The following is a 23,484-nucleotide window of genomic DNA, read 5'->3' on the forward strand; positions in this document are numbered from 1 at the left end:
CGTTGCTTTTGCATGGGCGCGGCGAGGGGCGCAAGTGCGCCGCTTTTTGCATGGCTCACAAGCAAGCGCAAATGAGCTTGATCGCTAAGGCGCGATTTTTGGAATTTCACGTATCGTAGCGGCTCAAAAATTCGTTTGAGATTTAAAACAGCTCGGCGACGGTGCGGTTAAAATTTAATCATTCGCGGCGCATCCTAGTAAGCAAGATAGGCGCTTTGCAGCATAAATTTTAAAATTTTGCCACAATGCGGCGCAAAGCCGAGCGCGTCGGGCCCTTGCGTCGCACAAAATTCTATCGTGACGCACAGGACGTATCGCATAGGGCTAAGAGCCGGTAAAATTTTAGCAGTGCTAAGCTCTCATGCGCGGACGCGACGCGGATACCGCAAGCAAAGTATCGCGCGCCGAGCCGAATGGGCGCCGCCGTAGCACGTCGCAACCCGAAAAGGCTTGCTAGCAAGACGCTGTGCAAGCCAAAGCGCGCAGGTCCGCCTCACGTAGCCAAAAGACAAAGCCCGAGAGGCGGCAAGATAGCAACCAGCGAGAGCGCGATGAAATTTTAACGCAGACCGCATAAGCTGTCGGCAAAGCCTAATTCTACGGACAGGTTCCGCGGATAAAATTTTGCAAATCTAGCGTGGATAAAATTTTATAAATTTAAACGGAAAGGTGCGTATGAGCCCAAATGTAATCGTTAAATTCGTCATTTTGTTTTTCATCAGGGCGCAAAGCTTAAACGTCAAATTTAGCAGGCTCGACGCCGTCGTATCGCGCGCTTACGCCAAATACGGGGTGCTGTTTAAGCTAAGCGTGCCGCTACTTGCAGCAGCATCGGTATTTGCGCTGTTTAACCTATACGATTTTGCCAAAGCAAACTACGCGCTCACGATCTTTTTGCTCGCTTTAGGCGCGCCTCTGCTTACGTATAGCTTTTTTAAGGCGATAAAATCGGCGATGACCTTCGCGCTATTTGTGATCCCCTTTGCGGCGGTGTTTGCGATCATCGCGGTGACGGGCGCACAGAAGCTTGATAACTCGCTAAATTTCAACATCGTTTTTCCGCTATTTTTCACCCTCGTGTGGTTTGCGATGTCGGTGATCGCAGATGAGGACGTAGCGCAGATCATGAATAAGATCGTATCGAAGCTCTCGACGCTTTTCGTGACGATTTTCATCCTTTACAACTACGAGGCGTTGCATGGGATTTTAACCGCAAGTGCGGGAGGGTATCGAGCGAGCAGCGACGAGCTAAACGCGCTTGATCTTGTATTTATGACGATTAGATTTTTCACGCTGCCTTCGATTTTTACGTTGATGATTTTTGAGATTAAGGATTATCTTTTTACGAGATACGACGCGTTCGTGCAGGCTCAGCAGGAGCGCATGCAGGATTTAAAAAATTCCAAGGGCTCGGAGTAAAATTTAAAGCTTAGCTCGATCTAATTTTGCGCGCCTTAAATGCTCGCAAATACTAAATATTGCGACCGCCGTGTGAATACTGAGCTTCGGCGCGGCGGCGGGACTAATAAAATTTGAAATGAGATTTTTAGGACAAAATTTTGAGATGGAATTTTAATGATGCACCGGTTATGCGCGGGTTAGAATTTAAAGCCGAAAGCTTCAAATCCACGCCCTGCGTTAAATTTAAAATTCTAAAAGAAGCTGTATATGTCGTCTAAAAGGAAGTACTTTTTATCGACGGTACCTTTGTAGAAAGGCTCGAAAGTATCGTTATACGCTTTTTTGAAAAAGCCCTCTTTGCTAAGCGAAATGAGCGCTTGATTGACGGCTTCTGCGAGATCTGCGTTGCCTTTTTGCATCGCGATGCCTAAAAATACGTTCTCGCCAAGACTTTTGATATTAACCTCGACGCTAGGATCTGCGACCGGATAGACCATCACAAATAGATTATCGTCGCACGCGCCGTCGATCTCGCCGCTCTTTAACCGCTTGTAGCAATCGGAGGAATTTTTGCAATACACTAGATTGTAGCCGCCGTCCTTTTGCATAAACGCTTCGCCCGTCGAGCCGCGGATGACGCCTACTTTCCTACCTCGCAGATCGCTCATTTTTTGGATATTGTCGCTTTTTCTGGTTAAAACTCCGGAATTTACCGAAAGATAGGGCATCGAAAACTCATAATTTTTCTTTCTCTCCTCAGTAACGCTCGCAGCCGCGATAAGCATATCCGCCTGATTATTTTGAATGGACGGAAAGCGCGCTTGCGCTGATACCGGTATGAGCTCGATCCTGCCGCCGGTATCGCCTAAAATTTTGCCTCCGATTGCATTAGCAAGCTCTACGTCAAAGCCCTCAAATCCATTATCCGTAACTCTACTAAATGGAGGCTCATTTTCATAAACGGCGATACGAATGACTTTACTCTGCTTTATTTGGCTTAAAGAATTCGCAAGCGCAAAGATGCAAGATAAAACAATTAAAAACAGTGATTTTTTCATTTCAAATTCCTTTTTTATTAAAAAAAGCTGTAAAGATCGTCGAGTAAGAAGTATTTTTTATCGACGGTGCCTTTATAGAAGGATTCGAAAGTATCCTCGTAAGCCTTTTTGAAAAAGCCCTCTTTGCTGAGCGCAATCAAGCCTTTATTGATCGCTTCTAGCAGCTCCGCGTTACCCTTTTGCACCGCGACGCCTAAGAATACATTATCGCCTAAATTTTTGATATTGACTTCGACTGCAGGATCTACGATCGGATAGACCATAACAAAAAGGTTGTTGTTACAATATCCGTCGATCTCGCCACTTTTTAATCTCCTGTAGCAATCGACCGAATCGTTGCAGTAGGAAACATTATAACCGCCGTCTTTTTTGATATACGCCTCGCCGGTAGTCTTGCGGATGATACCGATCTTTTTACCCATCAGATCGCCTATTTTGTGAATATTTGAGTCTTTTTTCGTTAAAATTCCCAAATTCACCGTAAAATACGGCATCGAGAAATCCACGCTTCCCTTACGCTCTTCAGTGATACTTGCAGCCGCGATTATCATATCGGCTTGGTTGTTTTGCAGCATCGGAAAGCGCACTTCGTTCGTTACCGGGATGAGCTCGATGCGGCCGCCGGCGGAACCGAAAATTTTACTAGCCAAGGCGTTGGCAAGCTCGACTTCAAAGCCCTCGAAGCCCTTTTCAGCGGACTTACTAAAAGGCGGCTCGTTTTCATAAACGCCCACTCTGATAACCTTGCTTTGTTTGATCTCGCTTAAGGAATTCGCGAAAACAAAGATCGCCGACAATAGAATAAGAAAAAATGACTTTTTCATAATTTCCTCCTTGAATTTTAAATTTTTCGTAATTGTAATGTAAATTTTCTTAAAATTTCATTTTACCAGAACCGAAATTATTCCCTAAATTGCGAGCTTAGCGATAAAATCTCGCAACTAAAATTTCTAAGCATAATGATAGAGGCTTTTTAAATTTTGCTACCTTGCACCAAGCTCCGCCCGCTCTCATTAAATTTTAGCGCTTCGCTATAAAATTCTGTGCGTCTATTAGTGCCGCAAAAATAGCACGCCGCTGCGAAATTCTACGGAATTTCATAAATTTCATAACGGCGCGTTAGTAAAATTTACAATCCAAACCCAAGCTCGAAAAGTCGGACAAAATAGCAAGGCTATACGAGCCTTTTAAATTTTACCTGGCGAGAGCACACAGCTATGCTTACTGCAAGCAAATGCAGGCGAGCCGTACCGCTATGCCCGCCTAAAATAAGCTATAAAGATCATCCAACAAGAAATATTTTTTCTCCGCAGTGCCCTTATAATACGGCTCGATCACCTCATCATAGGTCTTTTTCATAAAGCCGTCTTTGCTAAGCTTGATTAACTCGCCGTTCAAGAACTCGAGCAGATCCTTATTGCCCTTAGAAACCGCAATACCCAAGAAATCTGAAACGCCTAAATTCTTAATATTTACTTCAGTATCGCTATCTACGACCGCGTAAGCAAGAACTAATAAATTATCGTGTGCAAAGCCCGCACCCTTGCCCTCTTTTAGAATTTTATAGCATTCGTGTGCGGTAGCACAATTTATGATTTCAAAACCTTCTTTTTTAAAATATGCCTCGCCCGTAGTTCCGCTTTCTGCAATGATCGGTTTACCGTGTAAATCAGACATAGTTTTGATCTTATCGCCCTTGCGGGTTAGCACGCCGATATTTACTGCGAAATACGGCGTCGTAAAATCAACCACCTGCTTACGCTCATTTGTGATCGTAAAAGTCGCAAGTACCATATCTACTTTATTCTCTTCCAACGCTTTTAAACGCTCACTAGCCTTTACGGGCACAAATTCCACCTTGCCCGCCTTGCCGCCAAATATATCTTTTGATAGCGCCTCGGCTAGGGTCACCTCAAATCCTTGAAATTTGCCGTCTTCAAATTTACTAAAAGGTGGTTGCGCCTCAAATACGCCTACGCGCACACTGCCCGATTGCCTAATCTCAGATAGGGTATTTGCCACTACACTACTTGTAAATAGCAATAAAATTCCCAAAATTATCTTTTTCATATCGTTCCTTTAATTACAATGATTAGCCTAGCCACGCATCTGCGTCGCTTCGGCAAGCCCTCTTAAGCCGGTCGTATATTATTCGCTCACTTCTCCTTTTGACATTTTTTAAAATTTCTTTACCTTTGAAATTTTGCGGCGCATTTTACGCAAATTTCATTTAAAATACATTTAACCTGCGCCGTGATTTAGATCCCAATCGATCTCTCCCAGACCGTGCGCGCGCAGATATTCGTTGCATCTGCTAAAATGCCTGCAGCCAAAAAACGCCCCTCCTGCAAGCGGGCTAGGATGCGCGGCGGTTAAAATGAGATGCCTCTGCGCATCGATCAGCGCCGATTTGGCTTTGGCGAAATTTCCCCACAGCATAAAGACCAAATTTTGCCGCCTCGCGCTTAAAATTTTAATCACGGCGTCGGTAAAAATTTGCCAGCCGAAGCCGCTGTGCGAGTTCGCGCGGTTCGCGCCCACGCTAAGGCTCGCATTAAGAAGCAGCACGCCCTGCTTCGCCCAGTAGCTCAGATCACCGCTTTCAGGCTCGCTGATACCCAGATCGCTCTTAATCTCTTTGTAGATATTTACGAGGCTGGGTGGAATTCGCACGCCGCGCGGCACCGAAAAGCTAAGCCCCATCGCCTGATGCGCGCCATGGTAGGGATCCTGCCCCAAAATCACCGCGCGCACCCGCTCAAACGGAGTGAGATTGAAGGCATTAAAGATCAAATTTCCCGGCGGATAGACGATCTCTCGCGCCTTTGCAGCGAGCAGGTTTTCTTTGATCTTCGCAAAATACTCGCTTAAAAATTCCTCCCTAAGCGCCTCTTTCCAGCCGCTCTCGATCCTCACGTCGTCTAAGTTTATCTGCATACCGGTCCTTTAAGCTTTAATGAATTAACGCCATGATTTTACAATAAATTTTAAAAATAGTCTCGCTCGCACGCGCCGCTGCAATCAAAGGCGGATCGCACGCGCCGCAACCGATCCCGCCAATCTATAGGCGCAGCTACACAATCACGATCAAAAGCGCCATAAATAGCAGCATGGCGATCGTTTTTTTATCATCGTTAAGCAAGCTCTGCGGATAAAAAGCAAACAAAATCGCGTAGGCAAAAAGCGCGATTGCGAACTCCCACGGGTTATTATCTCTAAATTTCAACCTATAAATGATCGCTGCTACAAAAGATATATGCGAAAGCAGCGATAAAATTTGAGCCGGTTTCATTCTGCCTTTGTGATCTCCTATTTTATGTAAAACCCATTATATCGTTATTTTATCTACTTCGATAAACGTCCGTAAGACTAAAGTCCAATCTTTCAAATCTTTAAATTTTATCCTAAAGGCTTTTAAATTTAGTTCGCAACGTTATATTAAATCGGTCGTAAGTAAATTTAGCGCGCACTATTAATACCCCATTTTATTTATTTGAATTATATTAAGTTCCGGATAAAAAATAACCTCGTGATCATAATCGCTCGGTTGTCCCGATTCGTGCTCTTTTTTGTGCCATATTCGCCTTTTATCATTCACTATTGCCGTTATATTTAAATTTTTGATTGAACCATATATCAAATACTCCCGACTGCCGGCATAATAATAAGACGGCATCGCCCACGATAGTTTAAATTCATGCAAATTTGTAGTTTCAGCTATGCAGTCAGACTCGGAAACAAACTCGTAGCCCTCTTGCAACATTTTTTGTTGCGTCAAAGTAAAGGGCTTATCCGCCTTTATAAAATGCGCGTAACAGATACAAGTCTGTATTTTTTCACTACACGATAAAGGAGGACTTTTTTTGCGATAAATGAGCAAAGTTTCTCCCTTCATATTTGTTAAGGCTTCAAATTTAGCCAAATTTTTATTTTCTATATATGAAAAATCCGTATTAAGGGGTGAAAATAGAAAGGCTATAAATAAAACAAACAATATCAATGCCGCAAACGATAATATCAATGATGCGAGTATGGCGATCTTGATGACTTTCCACAATGTTTTTAATATTTTTATTGCTTGCATTACATCCGCCCTCCTCTCTATTTTATAAATTTACTGCGGTATTTATAAACCGCACCGCCGATCTTAGCGGCTTTAAAATTTCATCGCACAGGCTTGCTTCTAAGGCCGTAATACGGATAATCCATCGCCGCAGCGGCAGCCTCTCGCGCAGAGGCGCCTGCGAATTTTTCGATCACGCAAAGTCCAAGCTCGATAGAGCTGCTCACGCCGCCAGCAGTGATGATCTCGCCTCCTTCTGGCAGGCTTTCGCGCACGAGCCGCTCGTGCACCACGTCCGCGCAGTAAGGCGCCAGCAGATCGTAGCAAAACGGATGCGTAGTCGCGCGTCTACCTCGCAAAAACCCCGCCGCGCCCAGAAGTAGCGAACCGGTGCAAACGCTAAACTTATACTTCGCATCGCGCGCGGTCGCGAGCCACGAGATGAAGCTCGCATCGTCTTTAAGGCGGCGCGTCGCCATACCGCCGGGCACAAAAACCGCATCAAAGCCGCCTAGATCCGTCGTGATCTCGCCCGCATCGATCGTAAGGCCGCCGCTGTCCGAAACCTGCCGCTCGCGCGAGCAAAACCTCATCTCAAACTGCGGGCGGACGGCTTTGAGCCTTAACATACAATCGTAAAATCCCACAAAATCGAGGTGCGTCTGTCCGTTAAACATCACAAGCGCTAGATTTTTCATGATCCATCCTTTAAAGTTATAGCTCACCGTAGCAGTTTTCGGCTCGTCGCCGTTAAAATTTTCAGCGCTGCAGCCGCAACGAGCGTCTGTTTAAAACGCCCGTTTAAATTTAGCGACCGAATGCCCGCTCGGCTAAAATTTTAAAATTTCATTCTGTCGGGCAGCAGAAATTTTACCGCCCGCGAATGAAATTTCAGAAGCGGTTTAAATTTTGCGCGCCTTTTATTCCGCTTTACTCAGACCTGCAAAAGCCCGCACGCCCGCATAATGCAGCCTTTTTGAAACATTCTCAAATTCTAAATTCCAAATCCCCTCGTCGTATTTCCATTCAAACGGCGTTTTGTAATTCGTCCAAATTTCATACGCGCGTTCGTTTAGCCGCTCAATCAACGCAGAAATCCCTAAATCGCCGCCCGCTATCTCCATCATCAAATGCCAGTTATCCAAATCGGCGGAGTTTTCGGTGTGGATAGATTTTTCGCGCGGCAGATAATACACAAAATCGCCCGTATCAAAGGGAAATAAAGTATGACACAGCGCAATGCCGTAAATTTTTTGGGCAAATACGGTCGGAAGCTGCTCGTCCGAATAGCCGAAAGTTGAAACGTATAAAAAGCTGCGCAAAATGCCCGATAAATTTCTGCAAACTGGCGCAAAGGCGTATCTGCATGCCTGCTGCGTTAAGGCGCCGTTTCGAATAAAACTTATGGCGCTATCTATCTCTTTTCTTCTTGCTTGCACGTATTTTATCTTTTTAAATCGCCAGGCCTGCAAAAGCTGCAAAGAATTGTCGATAGCTCGCAAATGCTTGTCTCTTTTTTCATCCGCCGTGCCGTTTAGCTCTGCAATCCTTGCAGCAGCCTGCCTCCAAAATGGGATCAGGGTTTTTACCCATCCTAGGTAGCTAAGATAAAGCGTGTTCGGCTCCTCTTTTTCAAAAGCCGCTCTCATCTGCGTAAGTTTTATCATCGCAGCCCTCTTATATCAGAATTTTACTCCGCTCTACTCCTCGCCAGGCGTCTTCTCCCCGCTCGCCATGCAGCTTTGGAATATAAATTTATGCTCCTGCGGCAGCGCTTCGTAAATTTTACCCGCAAGCTCGCGGATCTCCCAAAGCGCGGCCTTGCTAGAGCGCAGAGCGAGGAAGTTTTGCAAGCTGCGAGCGTTTATGCTCCAGCTAAGCTCGCTCTTGTAGCACTCGGGCAGGCAGTATTTGGCGATATCAAGGCTAATAGGGGTTTGTAAGATTACGCGCAGATTTTCAAGAGCCGCGATACTTGCGTTATCGACCGCTTCGTTGCCGGTAAGCACGATGTATCGCGCGGCGTTTTCGAAATCCCCTTGCGCAAAGCTGCTCTCGCCGCGCAATTCTTTAAGAGTGTAGCGCGTGGATTTTACGCTAAGGCTTGCGAGGCGGTGGCGCGCCAGCTCCTGAAGCAGAGCGCGGGAGATACCGCTTATGTAGAAGTTGTAGTAGAGATGCTCAAGCGTGCTTGAGTGCTTGAGCTGGTTGCCGACGCGGTCTATTAGCGCTAGGTCTTTGGCGCCGCCGCAATCGCCGCGCTCAAAGCTCTGCCAGCATGTGCGAATTGCATTTGAACAGACCCAAAGCGGAGTGAAATTTAGAAGTTTGACTTGCATGTTTTGCCTTTGGTTTTGAAATTTTTGGATGATTTTAGCGTTTCGGGACTTAAAATTTAGCAGGACTTAGCATTTGTATTTTAAAATTTACATTCATCAAATTTACCTTGCACCGAGATACAAGGTAAATAAAATGAACTTGAGTATAAGGCATAAGAGGTATTTTAATATTGAGTTAATACTAAAATACTATTTTGTTCCCGAGAAAAACTTTTTATCCTCATTGAACTTATAAAAATCTTTAGCATTTTTACAATTTTTGTAGGCGTTGCTATTTTCGTTTAATTTATCAAAATCGCATTGTTTGAAAACTTTTTCCGCTTCATCGAGGTGCTTTTCATAATATTCCATAGATTTAACCTCGGTATTATCGCAACCTACTAATAAAACAGCGAGTGCAAGCCCCCCCAGAGGAACATTTTAGGATTTTTCATTTCATTCTCCTTATTTGAAATTTTACCCCGTATTTTACTACCCGTTTACTTTAAAAATTTTGAATTACTGCAATCCTATCCTGCGCGGCAAATAAATTTAACGAAACCAAAATACCGCCTTTAAGCTGGAATTTGCTAATATTGCGGCTAAAATTTTACAAAGGGCGGAAATGAACGATAAATTTACGCGCATCGGCTTCATCCTCGCAGTCGCAGGCAGTGCCGTGGGGCTCGGCAACGCGTGGAAATTCCCCACTTTAGTAGGCACCAACGGCGGCAGCGCATTTATCTTGCTATATCTTTTGCTGACGCTTTTGGTTAGCTTCGTGATTTTTTTAGCCGAGATCGTCATCGGCAGGCTAAGCGAAAGTGATCCGGTGCGCGCATTTGAAAAGCTCGCACCCTCATACAAAGGCGCATGGAAATACGCGGGATTTTTTATGATTAGTGCGCTTTTGATCTATGCTTTTTACAGCGTCGTAATGGGTTGGATCCTAAAATACGTGGTCTCAAGCGCTTTTTATCTGCCAAAAAGTATAGATGAAAGCGGCGCAGCGTTTAACGCACTTTTAGGTAGCGACTTTTTAAGCGTGGCGGTGTGCTTTACCATAGCGTCGGCGTTTTGCTTTTTCATCGTATCTAAAGGTGTCAAAAGCGGCATCGAGCGGCTGAATGTCTGGATGATGCCCGCGCTATTTATTTTGCTGGTTTTGATGCTAATTTACGCCGCGAGTTTCGATGGATTCGGACGTAGCGCAAAATTCTTGCTAGTGCCAGATTTTTCCAAGCTTAATAAGGATAGCGTTCTTTCGGCGCTAGGACTTGCGTTTTTTACGCTTTCGCTTGGCGTTACTACGATTATGACCTATGCTGCAAGCCTGCCTGCGCGCACTAATATCCTAACCTCAAGCATAAATATCGTCTGCATTAATGTCCTAATCGGCGTGATGATGGGACTTATCGTCTTTACTTTCATCTTTGAATTCGGCGGCGATCCCAAAGCGCAAGGCCCAGGGCTAGTGTTTGTCTCGCTGGTGGTACTTTTTTCAAAGCTCGGTGCGATCGGAAACATCCTAGCCTTTTTATTTTTCACCTCGCTATTATTTGCGGCGATTACTTCTGCAATTTCGATGCTGGAGCCTACGATTTATTATCTCGTAAACTCCCGCAAGCTAAGCCGCAAGCGCGCTTCGCTTTTAGTTTTTACCGTGACGTATGTTTTAGGGATATGCTGCATTTTGGGTTATTATGGGGACACGAGCGAGTATTTTAGCCTAGGTGGCAAGAGCTTTTTTGACGTGCTTGATTACCTGACCTCGAATATCTTAATGCCTCTTAGCGGCATAATTGTGGCGATTTTCGTAGGGTTCGTGATAAAAAAACGAGCCGTCGAAATTCTACTGCGCCCATATATGGGACGAATGGGCTTTAAGCTGTGGTATTTCGTGCTGCTGCGCTTCGTGGCGCCAGTCGCGATCGTAGTGATAGCGCTCAATCAGCTAAAAATTTTAAATTTTTAAATTTTGCAAAGCAGATGGATAACATGGATTTAAAATTTGGCGCTAAAGCAGTCCAAAAGCGACGGACAAAATTTCATAGCGAGATTACGACGATCCGTTAGTCTTGCGGCGATAGTTTAAAATTTTATGTTTAGATAGAGGAAGGTCAAAGTATATAGCGACAATCAACTTTCGGCGTGACCGCGCTAACCCGCGCGGCAACCTGCGCAAGACCGCGGCAAAGACGCCGTAGCGCAGCCGTGTCTAATCACGCTGTGGAATTTTAAAATTCTAAACCTAGACGGTCGGTGCGTAGCCGCCGCGATAGTTTATGACGTGGTCTATGCAATCTGCCGCAGAAGCGGCGCGTAAAATTTTGTGGTGACCCGCGCGAAATTGCGCTTGGAATTTTAAAATTTAGCACTAAAGCGGTCCAAAAATAGCGCGCCAAATTTCATAGCGAACTTGCGGCGATAGTTTGGAATTTTAAAATTCCGCGGCTTTAAAATTTAAAAAATCGGAGCGAAAATGAACGATAAATTTAGCAAAATCGGCTTCATACTTGCCGTCGCAGGCGGCGCGGTGGGGCTTGGCAACGCATGGAAATTCCCTACTCTCGTGGGTCAAAACGGCGGCAGCGCCTTCGTGCTTTTATACCTCGCACTCACGCTGGGCGTGGGCTTTAGCATATTCCTAGCCGAGATGGCGCTGGGCAGGCTAAGCGGGAGGGATCTGCCGAGCGCGTACGAGACGCTGGCGCCGCGCGGCGGACGAAAATGGCGCGCGGGAGGCGTTTTCATCGCGGGCGGCATGCTGGTACTGTCGTTTTACCTCGTGATCCTCGGCTGGGTGATCCGCTATATCTTTTTGGGCTTTTCTCCGCTGCCCGCAACCGCCGAGGAAGCGGGCGCCGTCTTTGACGATCTCATCTCGCATTCGCTAACCACGAGCCTAGGCTTTTACGCGCTTGCGCTCGTGCTGACGCTATCCGTCGTCGCGCGCGGCATCAAAAGCGGTATCGAGCGGCTAAACGTCGTGATGATGCCGCTGCTTTTCGTGCTGCTGCTCGCGATGCTTGCGTATGCGTGCACGATGCAGGGCTTCGGCGCGGCGGCGAAATTTCTTTTCTACCCAGACTTCGGTAAAATCACCGTTAACTCCGTCCTCGCCGCGCTCGGACTCGCGCTCTTTACCCTATGCGTAGGCGTCGGCTGTATCGCGGCATACGCGGCGTCGCTTAGCGAGGGGGTGCGGCTCGTGCGAAGCTCGGTAAACATCGTATTTATCAACATCGCGATCGGGCTGATGATGGGGCTCATCGTATTTACTTTCATCTTCGAATTCCGCGCCGATCCCGCGCAGGGTGCGGGGCTTGTATTCGTATCGCTCACTACGATGTTTGCAAAAATGGGGCTAGCGGGACAGGTGCTTGAAGTTGCGTTTTTCGTCTCGCTCTTTTTCGCAGGGATCACGAGCGCGGTTTCGATGATCGAGCCCTTCGTCTTCTATCTCATCGGCAGGTTTAAAATTTCGCGCCTGCGCGCAGTCTGCATCTCGGGGTGCGTCATAGCGGTACTAGGCGCATGCTCGCTGCTATCGATGCACGCGGATTATGCGAGCAAGCTTAAGTTTTTCGGCGCGAGCTTTTTTGACTGTTTGGACTTCGTAAGCTCAAATGTCATGCTGCCCCTCGGCGCGCTGACCTCGGCGATATTTGTGGGCTTTGTGATGGATGCGCAGCGCCTGCGCGGGCTTTTCGGCGCCGATATGGGCGAACTGGGATTTAAAATTTGGTACTTTTCGCTGCGCTTCGTAGCGCCCGTCGCGATCGTGATCATAATGACAAATCTGCTATTTTTCGGCGGGAAGTAGGAAGCGATTTTATTAAATTTAAAGGCGGAAGAGTTTAAATTTAGACTCGTTTCGGGCAAGTTTAAATTTAAAGGGCCGCTTAATATTGTAGCCCGTTAGGCTCGTATTTTAACTAGTGTTTTGCTAAAGGAGCAAATTTTGAAAGCGCTTAAATTTCTATCCAAAGCCCTAATCGCCGCGCTCGGCGTTTGTGTAATCGTCGGCGCGCTTAATTACAGCGGGTTTAGCTTCAGCGATCTAAAATGGCTTAGTAAAGATGAGATGGTACAAAATTTCGTACAGGAAGAATTTAATGATTGCGTATATTACCATTATGATACATTTTATGCTCCTGATAAAAATTTAAGCTTCAATGAACTTATTTATACATTAGACAAAATATTTAAAAAGCATATGGATACTAAGACTTTTAGCCTATTTGATGATTTAAACTCAACTATTGGTTTAAATAAAATTACGAATAAAATAATATCAAATAAAACCGCTCCTTGGAATTTTGTCGATTTTGTCCATCATCATACAGATAGAAATGTTGATATAAATGGCAACTACTCATATACGCCATTTGAAGGTAATAAAAAGATAAACTATGATCTCAATCAAACCCTTATATTTACTTGCAAAGGTGGTATGTATGGTTCCGATAGCTTTAGTATAAAAGAATGCAAAAATATTACCTTTTTTGAAAGAGCGCTAGGAAAGAATAGATATTGCATATATTATGAGGGGATTAAGTATATGAGCTATAAGTTTCAACCATCTGAAAAGACAAAAAATCCAGATTACGAATTTGATATGGTTCATAACCGCATAAACCAATATTTGCAAGGCGTTAAAGAATGTGTGCCGTATAGTAATACCAACTTTATACACTCGTGCGAATTTTATATAGATAACCACGGAAACAGGTATTACGGGAATTTTTATCTGATATATAGTTTAATAAAAACGATGTTTTTATCTTAACCGATAATTTAGAAATAATAAAACATCCCAGCTCCGTGCATAGCAAAGCGCAAAATTCCTCATAAAATTTTACGCTTTACATCTTGCGAATGGATTTTTACCAAAGTAAAATTCTGTCGAGCGGCGCCGCACCTCGTGCTACGAGCGCAAAACGTTTAGTAAATATCGCAATAAATTTAAACTTGTCATGATGAAATTTGAAAGAAAAGACGCGGCGCCTTCAAAGCGTATACGAAGCTACGTGGCGGTACTTGCGGCAAGCGGTGTAAGCCATGCCGCTAAATTTGAAGCGAAATTTCAGAATAAGGCTAAATTTAAGAAATTTAGCCGTTCATTATCGATAGCAGCTCGGTGTTGTCTTTGGTTTTTAGCATCTTGGCGTATAAAAATTTCAGCGCCTCGACGTCGTCCATCGTCGAGATCGCCGAGCGCAACGCCCAGATCTTTTGCAAATTTTCGCTACCTTGTAAAAGCTCCTCTTTGCGCGTGCCGGACTTGGTGATATTGATCGCGGGGTAAATTCTGCGATCCGAGATATTGCGATCGAGGATGATCTCGCTGTTGCCCGTGCCTTTGAACTCCTCGAAGATCACGTCATCCATACGCGAGCCGGTCTCGATGAGCGCGGTAGCGACGATGGTGAGCGAGCCGCCGTTTTCGATGTTTCGCGCTGCACCGAAGAAGCGCTTCGGCTTGTGCAGGGCGTTTGCGTCCACGCCGCCGCTTAGGACTTTGCCGCTGCTAGGCGTGACGGTGTTGTAAGCGCGCGCAAGGCGGGTGATGCTATCAAGCAGGATGACGACGTCCTTGCCGTTTTCGACAGCGCGTTTTGCCTTTTCAATGACGAGCTCGGCGACGCGAACGTGGTTAAACGCAGGCTGATCGAAGGTCGAGCTAAACACCTCGCCGCGCACGCTGCGCTCCATATCGGTGACCTCCTCGGGGCGCTCGTCGACTAGCAGTACCAAAAGCTCGACCTCGGGGTGATTGCGCGTAATGCCGTTGGCAAGCTCCTTCATAAGCTCCGTCTTACCGCTACGCGGAGGCGCCGTGATGAGCCCGCGCTGCCCCTTGCCGATCGGGGTGAAAAGATCGAGTACGCGACCGGTAAGGCGCATAGGATCATATTCGAGCTTGAGCTTTTCGGTCGGAAAAAGCGGTGTGAGATTGTCAAATAGCGGACGCTCTCTGGCCTCTTGGATCGATTTATAATTGATCGCCTCGATCTTTAAAAGCGCGTAATACTTCTCCTGATCCTTCGGCTCGCGTACCTGGCCCGTGACAATGTCGCCGACGCGCAGGGCAAATTTGCGGATCTGGCTTAGGCTCACGTAGGCGTCGTTGGCGCTGTCGCTTAAATTTGAATCTATGCCGCGCAAAAAGCCGTAACCCTCGGCGGTAACCTCCAAAATCCCCGTAAAAAGTATGAAGCCGCCTTGCTTCGTCTGCATGCGTAAAATTTCAAAAACGAGCGCTTGGCGGCGGAATTCGCGCGGGTTTTCGACGCCAAGTTCGTCTGCTATGGCGATGAGATTTTCAAGATCCATCGAGCGGAGCTCCTCGATCTGGTAGCCCTCGACGGGAACGTGCGTTTTAGCGTAAGTTTTTCTGCCGTTTTGATTAGAATTTGAAACGGCGGTCTGAGCGGAATTTTGATTTGTATTTTCCATTTGTCCTCTTAGAGTGTGAAGTTATTAAATTTAGTTTTAAAAAGTGCTGAATTTAAAATTTAGTTCTCTTTGTAAGCACCGAACCTTAAAATTTTTTGTTGTCTTCTGCTGATGAGCTCGTCTATGCTAAGATCGTCTAGCTTGTGCAGCTCGGTTAAGACGTAGTTTCCAAGCGCTTTTATCGCGCCGTCTTTATCTCTGTGAGCGCCCGTTTTAGGCTCTTTGATCACATCATCGACCAAGCCCAGCTCTTTTAGCTCCTCGGCGGTGATCTTTAGCGCCTTCGTAGCAGCCTCGCTCTTGCTCGGATCGTTCCACAAAATCGCGGCACAGCCCTCGGGAGAGATGACCGAAAAGATTGAGTTTTGAAGCATCGCCAAACGATCGGCCACGCCGATAGCTAAAGCTCCGCCGCTGCCGCCCTCGCCGATAACGATGGCGATCGTAGGGGTTTTAAGATCGCTAAGCTCATATAGATTTCGCGCGATAGCCTCGCTCTGACCGCGCTCTTCGGCGCCAAGTCCCGGATATGCGCCCGGAGTATCAATCAAAAACAAAATAGGAAGGTTAAATTTCTCGGCAAGTTTTGCTACGCGCAGTGCCTTGCGATAGCCCTCCGGATGCGGCATACCGAAATTTCGCTTCAGCTTGTTTTTGGTGCCGCGACCCTTCTGCTCGGCGATCACGGCGATTTTGCGATTACCCATAATGCCCAGATAGCACACGATCGAAGGATCGTCTCTAAAGGCGCGGTCGCCGTGAAGCTCCCTGGCGTCTTGCAAAAGCGCGCGAATATAATCGATCGCGTAAGGGCGATCCGGATGACGCGCAAGCTGAAGTCTTTGGTATTCGTTTAAATTCTTATAAACTTTAGAAATTTCTTTTTCGAGGTTCTTATTTAAAATTTCGACCGCGTCCTCATCGCCGCGAATTTTTGCAGCGGTGATGTCCTCGTCGATCTGCTTTATAGACTTTTCAAAGTCCAAATAACTCGCCATTAATCTACTCTTTTGAAAATAAGCGACGCGTTTGTGCCGCCGAAACCGAAATTATTGCTCATAACGCAATCGAGTTTGGCTTTTCTAGCGACGTTTGGCACGTAATCCAAATCGCAATCGGGATCTTTTGAAATTTGATTTATCGTAGGCGGTATGATGCCGTTTTGCATCGCTAAAAGACTGATCGCAGCCTCTACTGCTCCGGCAGCGCCCAGGCAATGTCCTAGCTGGCCCTTGGTGGAGCTGACCGCAGGCACCTTCCCCTCGCCGAAAAGCTCTTTTAAAGCCGCGGTTTCGTTTTTATCGTTTATCGCGGTGGACGTTCCGTGAGCGTTGATATAATCAATCTTCGGGCGTCCCGCCATTTCGTAGGCCTTTTTCATAGCGCGGATCGGGCCGTCTAGGCTAGGCGAAGTGATATGATAAGCATCGCCGCTAGCGCCGAATCCTACGAGCTCGCCGTAAATTTTAGCGCCGCGCGCTTTTGCGTCCTCTAGCTCTTCTAAAACTAAAGCCGCCGCGCCTTCACCCATCACAAAGCCGTTTCGTTCCGCATCAAACGGACGCGAAGCATGCGCGGGATCGTCGTTTCTAGCGCAAAGCGCCTTCATCGCAGCAAATCCGCCGATACCCACGGGACAAACCGCAGCCTCGGCTCCCACTGCAAGCATCTTTTTCGCTTCGCCGATCATAATAACTCTCGCAGCGTCCATAATCGCATGCGCAGAAGCCGCACAAGCCGTAACGCTGGATAAATTCGGACCTTTTAATTTATAATATATAGAAACAAAGCCGCCGAGCATATTTACTAACGCAGAGGGGATAAAAAACGGAGAAATTCGCCTAGGGCCGCGCTGCAAGCAGGTATTGGCATTTATCTCGATATTCGGCAAACCGCCGATACCGCTAGCGGAGCTAACGCCGAATTCGTCGCTATCGAAACCGCTAAATTTAGCGTCCTCTATGGCTTCGCCCGCGGCTTTAAGCCCGAGTTGGATAAATCTATCCATCTTTTTTATCTCTTTTCCATCCTCGATTATGCTCGAAGGATCGAAACCTTTTACTTCAGCTGCAATTTGAACCGGAAATTCGCTAGCGTCAAAGAGCGAAATTTTATCAACCCCGGTTTTTCCGTTACAGATATTTTCAAAACTGCTCTGTTTGTCAAGCCCGAGAGAGGTTATCATCCCGATGCCCGTTACTACGACTCGTTTCAAAACCGCTTCCTTAAAATTTTATTTCTTAGGCAAATTTTCTATATAATCTACTACGTCTTTAATGCTTACTAATTTTTCGGACTCGCTATCAGGGATCTCGATACCGAATTTCTCCTCTAAAGCCATTACTAGCTCAACTACGTCAAGAGAGTCCGCGCCCAAATCTTCGATAATTTTAGAGTCAAGTTTAACCTGATCCGGGCTAACGCTGAGTTGCTCTACAACTACGTCTCTTACATCTTCAAATACTGCCATTTTAGCACTCCTTTAAAAAAATACCGCGTAATTCTATAATATTTAACCTTAAATTCCGCTATTTAACGCTACATATAGAGCCCGCCGTTGATCTTAAGCGTCTCTCCAGTAATGTAGCCCGCGCCGTCGCTGAGTAAAAACGCAACTCCTTCGGCAACGTCGCTCGTGCTTCCGAGGCGCTTAAGCGGGATGCTCGCTTCGTAGCTTGCTTTTACGTCGTCGCTTAGCGCGTCCGTCATATCCGTAGCGATGAAGCCCGGAGTTATGCAATTAAAGCGGATTCCGCGCGCTGCGCCCTCTTTTGCAAAGCTCTTGCTCATCGCGATCATTCCGCCCTTGCTCGCGCTGTAATTGACCTGCCCGGCGTTGCCCATTTCGCCTACGATCGAGGCGATGTTTACGACGGCGCCGAAGCGCTTTTTGCTCATTAATTTTAGAGCTTCGCGGCAGCCGATAAAGGCGCTGCTTAAATTTGCTTCGATCACGCCCATGAAGTCTTCCAGCTTCATCCTAAGCGCGAGCTTGTCGTTCGTGACGCCCGCGTTATTTACGAGATAGCTTAGCTCGCCGTCGCTTTGCGCGATCAGGGCAATCGCCTCGCTAAATTCCGCCTCGTTCGTCGCGTCAAATTTAATCACGGCGCCCTCTCCGCCGTTTGCGCGGATCTCCTCTAGCAGTGCGTCGGCAGGCTCTGGGCTTGAGCGATAATTGATCCACGCCTTAAGCCCGTAGCCCGCCAAAGTCCTTGCGATCTGCGCGCCGATACCGCGGCTCGCGCCCGTGATTAAAACGTTTTTTCCACTAAATTTCATACTTGTCCTTTTATTAAAATTTTAATCTCTAGCGTAAATTTATCCAAATTTACCTAAATTTTAGCCGTTAAAATTTGGCTACAAGCGCGCCGTTGAAATTTCAAAATAGCGCCTTGTCCATCTCCGCGGGCTTTGGTAACCCCATTAGTTTTAGTACGGTAGCTGCGACGTTGCTAAGCCCAAGTCCGCTTTTTAGCTCGCGCACGCCCTCGCCCGCGACGAAACAAAACACGTCAAAGATCGTGTGGTTGGTTAAAATTTCGCCGCCCTCGTCTCGCATCGCCTCGCAATTACCGTGGTCGCTAATCTGGACATAGGCGTAATCGTGCGCCTTCGCCGCGTTTAAAATTTTACCGATGCATTCATCCACCGCCTCTACCGCCTTCACCGCGGCGTCATAATTGCCCGTGTGGCCGACCATATCGCCGTTTGCGAAATTTACGACGATGAAATCGATCCCCGCTTCGATGCCGCGGATCACCGCGTCGCACACCGCTGGCGCGCTCATCTGCGGCTGCTCGTCGTAGGTTTTTACTTTGGGGCTTGGGATCAGCACGCGAGTTTCGTTTGGCAGCGGCTCCTCGACGCCGCCGTTAAAGAAAAACGTCACGTGTGCGTATTTTTCGGTCTCAGCGGTGTGAAGCTGCGTAAGACCGGCTTCTGCGACCACTTCGCAAAGCGTGTTTTTAAGCACGGGCTTCTCAAATAGCAGAGGAAATTTAAAGCTCGCGTCGTATTCGCTCATCGTGATTAAATTTTGTACGACGAACTTCCGCTTGAATTCACTAAAGCTCTCATCACCCAAAGCCGCGCAAAGCTCTCTAGCGCGGTCGTTTCTAAAATTTACAAAAATCACTCCGTCATCCGCACCGATACCGCTAAAGCCGTTAAAGCTCGCAGGCTCGATAAATTCGTCGCTCACGCCGCGCTCGTAGCTTTGCAGTATATATTCGCTAGGCGAAATTTCAAGCGGAGCCGTTTCGCCCATAAGCACGTCGTAAGCGCGCTTCACGCGATCAAAGCGCTTGTCGCGATCCATCGCGTAAAAGCGCCCGCAAACGCTGCCGACTTTAAATTTAGCCTGTAGGTGCTTTAAAAATTCCGCTCCGCTGCTCGGCGAAACGTCGCGCCCGTCGGTGATAGCGTGCGCCCATGTCTCGCAACCCGCATTCTGCGCTATCTCGCAGATCGCGTCGAAATGGCGCAGATGCGAATGCACGCCGCCATCGCTGTAAAGCCCTATGACGTGCACCCTGCGACACTTTGAAAGCAGGCTTTGCAGCGCTTCGTTTTTCTCAAGCGAGCCCTCATCGATCGCGCGATCGATTTTGACTAGGTTTTGATACAAAATTCTACCGCTTCCGATCGTCATGTGCCCTACTTCGCTATTTCCCATCTGCCCCTGCGGCAAGCCCACGGCAAGCCCGGAGGTGCGTAGCAGCGTATTGGGCACGTTTTTAAAAAGATAATCGTAGGCGGGCTTTTTTGCGTTTGCAAACGCGTTAAATTTATCGCTCGCGTTAAAGCCGATGCCGTCGGTGATAAGTAAAATCGTCTTTTGCCCCATTTTGGCTCCTAAATTTCGTCTAAATTTCGCCGCACAGGTCTTTTGAAACGGATCTGCGGCGCTGTTTTTACGAGCGGCATTATACTTTCTTTTGGCAAATGCGGCAAAATTTCATCCGCCCTAAAAGCTAAATTTTACCTCTTTTATACTAAAATGCGCGTTTTCATATAAAATTTCATAAAATTTAAAAGGTAAACTTTGTTTTATTATCTCTATCATCTTACGAATATAAATTTTTTCCAATACATCACCGCGCGCGCAGGGCTTGCGTTTTTTATCGCTTTTTGTTTTTCGGTCTGGGCTATGCCGCGGTTTATCCGCTGGGCGCAAAATAGACACGCCGCGCAGCCCATCTACGAGCTCGCGCCACAAAACCATCAGAAAAAGAGCAAAACCCCCACGATGGGCGGGCTCGTTTTCGTTACCGCCGCGGTGCTCGCAAGCCTGCTGTGCGCCAAGCTAAACAACGTCTTCGTGCTCTGCGGGCTGCTTTGTTTGGTGGGCTTTGGATACATAGGCTTTAAGGATGATATCTCTAAAATTTTAGGCCGCCAAAACCATGCGGGCCTTAGCGCGCGGGCTAAATTTGCACTACAAAATTTCTTGGCCTTTCTGATCGGGGCTACGCTTTATGCTTTTAGCGATCTGGGTGGGGAATTTTTCGTGCCGTTTTTCAAATACCCTCTGCTAAATTTATGGATCTTCGCGCCGCTGTTTTGGACGATCGTGATAAGCGCGAGCTCAAATGCGGTAAATTTAACCGACGGATTAGACGGGCTAGCGACCATTCCGTCGGTATTTTCGCTCTGCAGCTTGGGCGTATTTGCCTATCTTTGCGGGCATGCGATCTACTCGCAATATCTCTTGCTACCGCGCGTCGCAGGCGCAGGCGAGGTTTGCATCATCGTCTCGGCACTCATCGGCGCGCTGCTTGGGTTTTTGTGGTTTAACTGCTACCCCGCCGAAGTCTTTATGGGCGATAGCGGCAGTCTCAGCGTGGGCGCGTTTTTAGGATACTGCGCGGTCATCACGAAAAATGAAATTTTACTTATAATGATCGGCTTCGTCTTCGTCATCGAGACGCTCAGCGTGATCTTGCAGGTGGGCAGCTTTAAAATTTTCAAGCGCAGAATTTTCCTTATGGCGCCGATACACCACCATTTCGAGCTTAAAGGCTGGGTCGAAAACAAAATCATCATCCGCTTTTGGATCATCGCGCTGATCGCAAATATCATAGCGCTGACGTCGCTGAAACTGAGATAAAATGCGAGCGCAGATCAAATGTGGCTTTTTGAAAGATGCGATAGAAGCGGCGAAATGAGCGAGCTTAGCGCCGATGAGATAACTCAAATTTTATGGGGCAAAAGAGGAGAAAAATGAAAAAATCGCTATTTGGCTACGGGCTTACGACCAGAGCGATCGCCGAGCACTGCCGCGACGAAGGCGGCTGGGAGATCTATGACGATAAATTTGAAATTTCTTCGGGCGCGCCGAAGCTGGATGAGTTCGGTAACGCGCTTTTAAACCCGAGCGAGTTCGATCCCGCCGCAAGCGAACTTGAAATCCCAAGCCCAGGCTTTCCGCCGCATCACGAGCTGGTGCGAAAGTCACGAAATTTAATCAGCGAATACGATTATTTTGGCGATTACAAAGGCCTCAAAATTTGGATCAGCGGCACGAACGGCAAGACCACGACGACGAAGATGATGCAGTATCTGCTCGAGAGATACGGCTCGCAAATGGGCGGCAACGTGGGCGTCCCGCTTGCAAAACTTGATAAAAGCGCCAAAATTTGGGTGCTGGAGACGAGCTCGTTTACGCTGCACTACACCAAACACGCGCGCCCCGACATCTACGTGCTGCTTGCGATCACGCCCGATCATCTCAGCTGGCACGGAGATTTTGCAGAGTATGAGCGCGCTAAACTCTCGCCGCTACTAGCGATGCGCGAAGGCTCCGTAGCGCTGATCCCGCGCGCCTACGAAAGTTCCGCCGCCGCGCAAAACAGCCTAGCTCGCGTGATCTGCTACGAAGACGAAGCGGATCTGGCGCAAAAATTCGGCATCGATTTGGGCGAGATAAAATTCCGCACTCCGTTTTTGATAGACGCGCTTTTGGCGCTGTGCGTGGAGAAAATTTTATTCGACAGATGCGACGCCATGCGACTAAACGACTTCGTGATCGAGGGCAATAAGCTCGAAGAGCTTACCGACGCGCGCGGCAGGGTCTGGGTCAATGACACGAAGGCCACCAACATCGATGCGTGCTCGCAGGCGCTGAAGCGATACGCGGGGCGCAAAATACATCTGATCCTCGGCGGCGACGATAAAGGCGTGGATCTGCACCCGCTTTTTGCGGAGTTTAAAAAATACGATCTGCAAATTTACGCAATCGGCTCAAATACTGATAAAATCGTGCTTTTGTGCAATGAATACAGTCTTCCTTGCGTGCGCTGCGAAATTTTACAAACGGCGGTGAGCGAAATTTCGAAGCGGTATTTAAGCGGAGAAATTTTTTGCGAAAATGAAATTTCAAAAGGACGGTTAGGCGGCGAGAATTCCGCAGCAAATTTAATGCGGGATGAAATTTCCGCTACCGAAGGCGCAAGCCCTTGCATAGACGCGAGCGGCGGTGAAACTTTAGGTTCGCAAAATTCTAAAAATTCTGCGGATTTTAAAAATTCCGTAAATTTCGCTAGTGAAATAGCGCTGCTAAGCCCCGCATGTGCAAGCTTGGATCAATTTAAAAGTTACGCCGAACGCGGCGAATTATTTAAAAAACAGGTTGCACAGCTAGGATAAATAGGCCTATCGAGGTTAGCCAGATCGAGCTGAGATTTTATTTAACACAGCATGCAATCGCATTATAAAATTTCAACGCTTCTGCTGCACGGATATCTAAATAAATTCAACCCCGAAGCAAACATCCCTATGTCACATTATTAGCCCGAGCACAATGTTTATAAAGATGCTTCGCCAAGTCCAAATTAAAGCCAATTTTCGATGCTAAATTTAACCAATAACAGCTATCGCCCGTTATGCGCGCAAATTTAAAACGATGCCGCGATCCTTTGGCGCAAATTTATCTACCTTGCACAGTTTAAAACCAAGCATACAATTTGCAGAATCAGCTAAATAGTAAAATTTTATATCACTTTGCTTTTTAGATCGATAGCCCGTTTTGATTATTGCAAATTGCTGCATAAGCAATATTTTTCGCTACTGAAATTTAGAAAATTTTAACTGAGTAAATTTGACCGTTTTCGAGCATAACGTGCAAAAATATAGCGAGAATCGAGGATTTTAACCGAGATTTAAGTATTGCATGGCTAAA

Annotated in this window: 23 protein-coding genes; 7 read left to right on the plus strand and 16 right to left on the minus strand. The window is 47.0% G+C overall.

Going from position 1 to position 23,484, the window contains the following annotated elements; translation table 11 throughout:
- The first annotated feature begins 413 nt into the window (after positions 1-413).
- Both Q0393_RS02890 and Q0393_RS02895 read left to right on the plus strand, forming a co-directional pair.
- The gene (locus Q0393_RS02890) at positions 414-563 is read left to right on the plus strand and encodes a hypothetical protein (protein WP_298977772.1); all 150 of its coding nucleotides are present in this window, start codon (positions 414-416) and stop codon (positions 561-563) included.
- Positions 564-675: 112 nt separating this feature from the next.
- Positions 676-1,419: a hypothetical protein gene (locus tag Q0393_RS02895; RefSeq protein WP_298977773.1), complete on the plus strand. Its 744-nt coding sequence runs from the start codon at positions 676-678 to the stop codon at positions 1,417-1,419.
- 233 nt (positions 1,420-1,652) lie between these two features.
- Here Q0393_RS02895 and Q0393_RS02900 read toward each other — a convergent pair whose 3' ends face one another.
- From Q0393_RS02900 to Q0393_RS02945, 10 genes are all read right to left on the minus strand, one after another.
- The gene (locus tag Q0393_RS02900; protein ID WP_298977775.1) at positions 1,653-2,459 is read right to left on the minus strand and encodes a transporter substrate-binding domain-containing protein; all 807 of its coding nucleotides are present in this window, start codon (positions 2,457-2,459) and stop codon (positions 1,653-1,655) included.
- A 17-nt stretch (positions 2,460-2,476) separates the two neighbouring features.
- The gene (locus tag Q0393_RS02905) at positions 2,477-3,283 is read right to left on the minus strand and encodes a transporter substrate-binding domain-containing protein (protein ID WP_298977777.1); all 807 of its coding nucleotides are present in this window, start codon (positions 3,281-3,283) and stop codon (positions 2,477-2,479) included.
- Positions 3,284-3,722: 439 nt separating this feature from the next.
- Entirely contained in the window at positions 3,723-4,529 is an 807-nt protein-coding gene (locus Q0393_RS02910; protein WP_298977779.1) for a transporter substrate-binding domain-containing protein, read from the minus strand.
- Positions 4,530-4,700: 171 nt separating this feature from the next.
- A complete protein-coding gene (gene ung / locus Q0393_RS02915; protein ID WP_298977780.1) occupies positions 4,701-5,396 on the minus strand; it encodes a uracil-DNA glycosylase in 696 nt (231 codons plus the stop codon).
- A 136-nt stretch (positions 5,397-5,532) separates the two neighbouring features.
- A complete protein-coding gene (locus Q0393_RS02920; protein ID WP_298977781.1) occupies positions 5,533-5,751 on the minus strand; it encodes a hypothetical protein in 219 nt (72 codons plus the stop codon).
- Positions 5,752-5,931: 180 nt separating this feature from the next.
- Entirely contained in the window at positions 5,932-6,543 is a 612-nt protein-coding gene (locus Q0393_RS02925) for a hypothetical protein (protein ID WP_298977782.1), read from the minus strand.
- A gap of 80 nt (positions 6,544-6,623) precedes the next feature.
- On the minus strand, positions 6,624-7,220 hold the full coding sequence (locus Q0393_RS02930) for a DJ-1/PfpI family protein (RefSeq protein WP_298977784.1): 597 nt from the start codon (positions 7,218-7,220) through the stop codon (positions 6,624-6,626).
- Between the two features lie 222 nt (positions 7,221-7,442).
- The gene (locus tag Q0393_RS02935) at positions 7,443-8,189 is read right to left on the minus strand and encodes a hypothetical protein (protein ID WP_298977785.1); all 747 of its coding nucleotides are present in this window, start codon (positions 8,187-8,189) and stop codon (positions 7,443-7,445) included.
- Positions 8,190-8,222: 33 nt separating this feature from the next.
- A complete protein-coding gene (gene thyX / locus Q0393_RS02940) occupies positions 8,223-8,861 on the minus strand; it encodes an FAD-dependent thymidylate synthase (RefSeq protein ID WP_298977786.1) in 639 nt (212 codons plus the stop codon).
- Positions 8,862-9,050: 189 nt separating this feature from the next.
- On the minus strand, positions 9,051-9,272 hold the full coding sequence (locus Q0393_RS02945; protein WP_298977816.1) for an EexN family lipoprotein: 222 nt from the start codon (positions 9,270-9,272) through the stop codon (positions 9,051-9,053).
- A 193-nt stretch (positions 9,273-9,465) separates the two neighbouring features.
- On the opposite strand from Q0393_RS02945, the gene Q0393_RS02950 reads away from it, so the two are divergent.
- From Q0393_RS02950 to Q0393_RS02960, 3 genes are all read left to right on the plus strand, one after another.
- Entirely contained in the window at positions 9,466-10,815 is a 1,350-nt protein-coding gene (locus tag Q0393_RS02950) for a sodium-dependent transporter (RefSeq protein WP_298977787.1), read from the plus strand.
- A gap of 507 nt (positions 10,816-11,322) precedes the next feature.
- Positions 11,323-12,666 (plus strand): sodium-dependent transporter, encoded by a 1,344-nt coding sequence (locus Q0393_RS02955; RefSeq protein WP_298977794.1) that lies wholly within the window; start codon positions 11,323-11,325, stop codon positions 12,664-12,666.
- Between the two features lie 138 nt (positions 12,667-12,804).
- Positions 12,805-13,632 (plus strand): hypothetical protein, encoded by an 828-nt coding sequence (locus Q0393_RS02960; protein ID WP_298977795.1) that lies wholly within the window; start codon positions 12,805-12,807, stop codon positions 13,630-13,632.
- Between the two features lie 323 nt (positions 13,633-13,955).
- Here the strand turns inward: Q0393_RS02960 and rho are convergent, their stop codons facing one another.
- The 6 genes from rho to gpmI form a co-directional block, all read right to left on the minus strand.
- On the minus strand, positions 13,956-15,302 hold the full coding sequence (rho, locus tag Q0393_RS02965) for a transcription termination factor Rho (protein WP_005873347.1): 1,347 nt from the start codon (positions 15,300-15,302) through the stop codon (positions 13,956-13,958).
- Between the two features lie 59 nt (positions 15,303-15,361).
- Positions 15,362-16,300 (minus strand): acetyl-CoA carboxylase carboxyl transferase subunit alpha, encoded by a 939-nt coding sequence (gene accA / locus Q0393_RS02970; RefSeq protein ID WP_298977796.1) that lies wholly within the window; start codon positions 16,298-16,300, stop codon positions 15,362-15,364.
- Positions 16,300-17,517, minus strand: a complete 1,218-nt coding sequence (locus Q0393_RS02975; protein ID WP_297942612.1) for a beta-ketoacyl-ACP synthase II — start codon at positions 17,515-17,517, stop codon at positions 16,300-16,302. The genes accA and Q0393_RS02975 overlap by 1 nt, the downstream gene beginning before the upstream one ends.
- Before the next feature lie 18 nt (positions 17,518-17,535).
- Complete coding sequence (gene acpP, locus Q0393_RS02980) at positions 17,536-17,772, minus strand: acyl carrier protein (protein WP_005873350.1); 237 nt, start codon at positions 17,770-17,772, stop codon at positions 17,536-17,538.
- A 68-nt stretch (positions 17,773-17,840) separates the two neighbouring features.
- Entirely contained in the window at positions 17,841-18,584 is a 744-nt protein-coding gene (gene fabG / locus Q0393_RS02985) for a 3-oxoacyl-ACP reductase FabG (RefSeq protein WP_298977798.1), read from the minus strand.
- Between the two features lie 100 nt (positions 18,585-18,684).
- Positions 18,685-20,151 carry a 2,3-bisphosphoglycerate-independent phosphoglycerate mutase gene (gene gpmI, locus Q0393_RS02990; RefSeq protein WP_298977800.1) on the minus strand — a complete coding sequence of 489 codons (1,467 nt, stop codon included), beginning with the start codon at positions 20,149-20,151 and terminating at the stop codon, positions 18,685-18,687.
- Between the two features lie 198 nt (positions 20,152-20,349).
- Here gpmI and mraY point away from each other — a divergent pair, with 198 nt between their 5' ends.
- Both mraY and murD read left to right on the plus strand, forming a co-directional pair.
- Positions 20,350-21,414, plus strand: coding sequence for a phospho-N-acetylmuramoyl-pentapeptide-transferase (mraY, locus tag Q0393_RS02995; RefSeq protein ID WP_177386640.1), 1,065 nt, complete (start codon positions 20,350-20,352; stop codon positions 21,412-21,414).
- A gap of 113 nt (positions 21,415-21,527) precedes the next feature.
- Positions 21,528-22,952 carry a UDP-N-acetylmuramoyl-L-alanine--D-glutamate ligase gene (murD, locus tag Q0393_RS03000; RefSeq protein WP_298977803.1) on the plus strand — a complete coding sequence of 475 codons (1,425 nt, stop codon included), beginning with the start codon at positions 21,528-21,530 and terminating at the stop codon, positions 22,950-22,952.
- Positions 22,953-23,484 lie beyond the last annotated feature (532 nt).

This window comes from uncultured Campylobacter sp., assembly GCF_938015785.1.
Classification (GTDB): Bacteria; Campylobacterota; Campylobacteria; order Campylobacterales; family Campylobacteraceae; genus Campylobacter_B.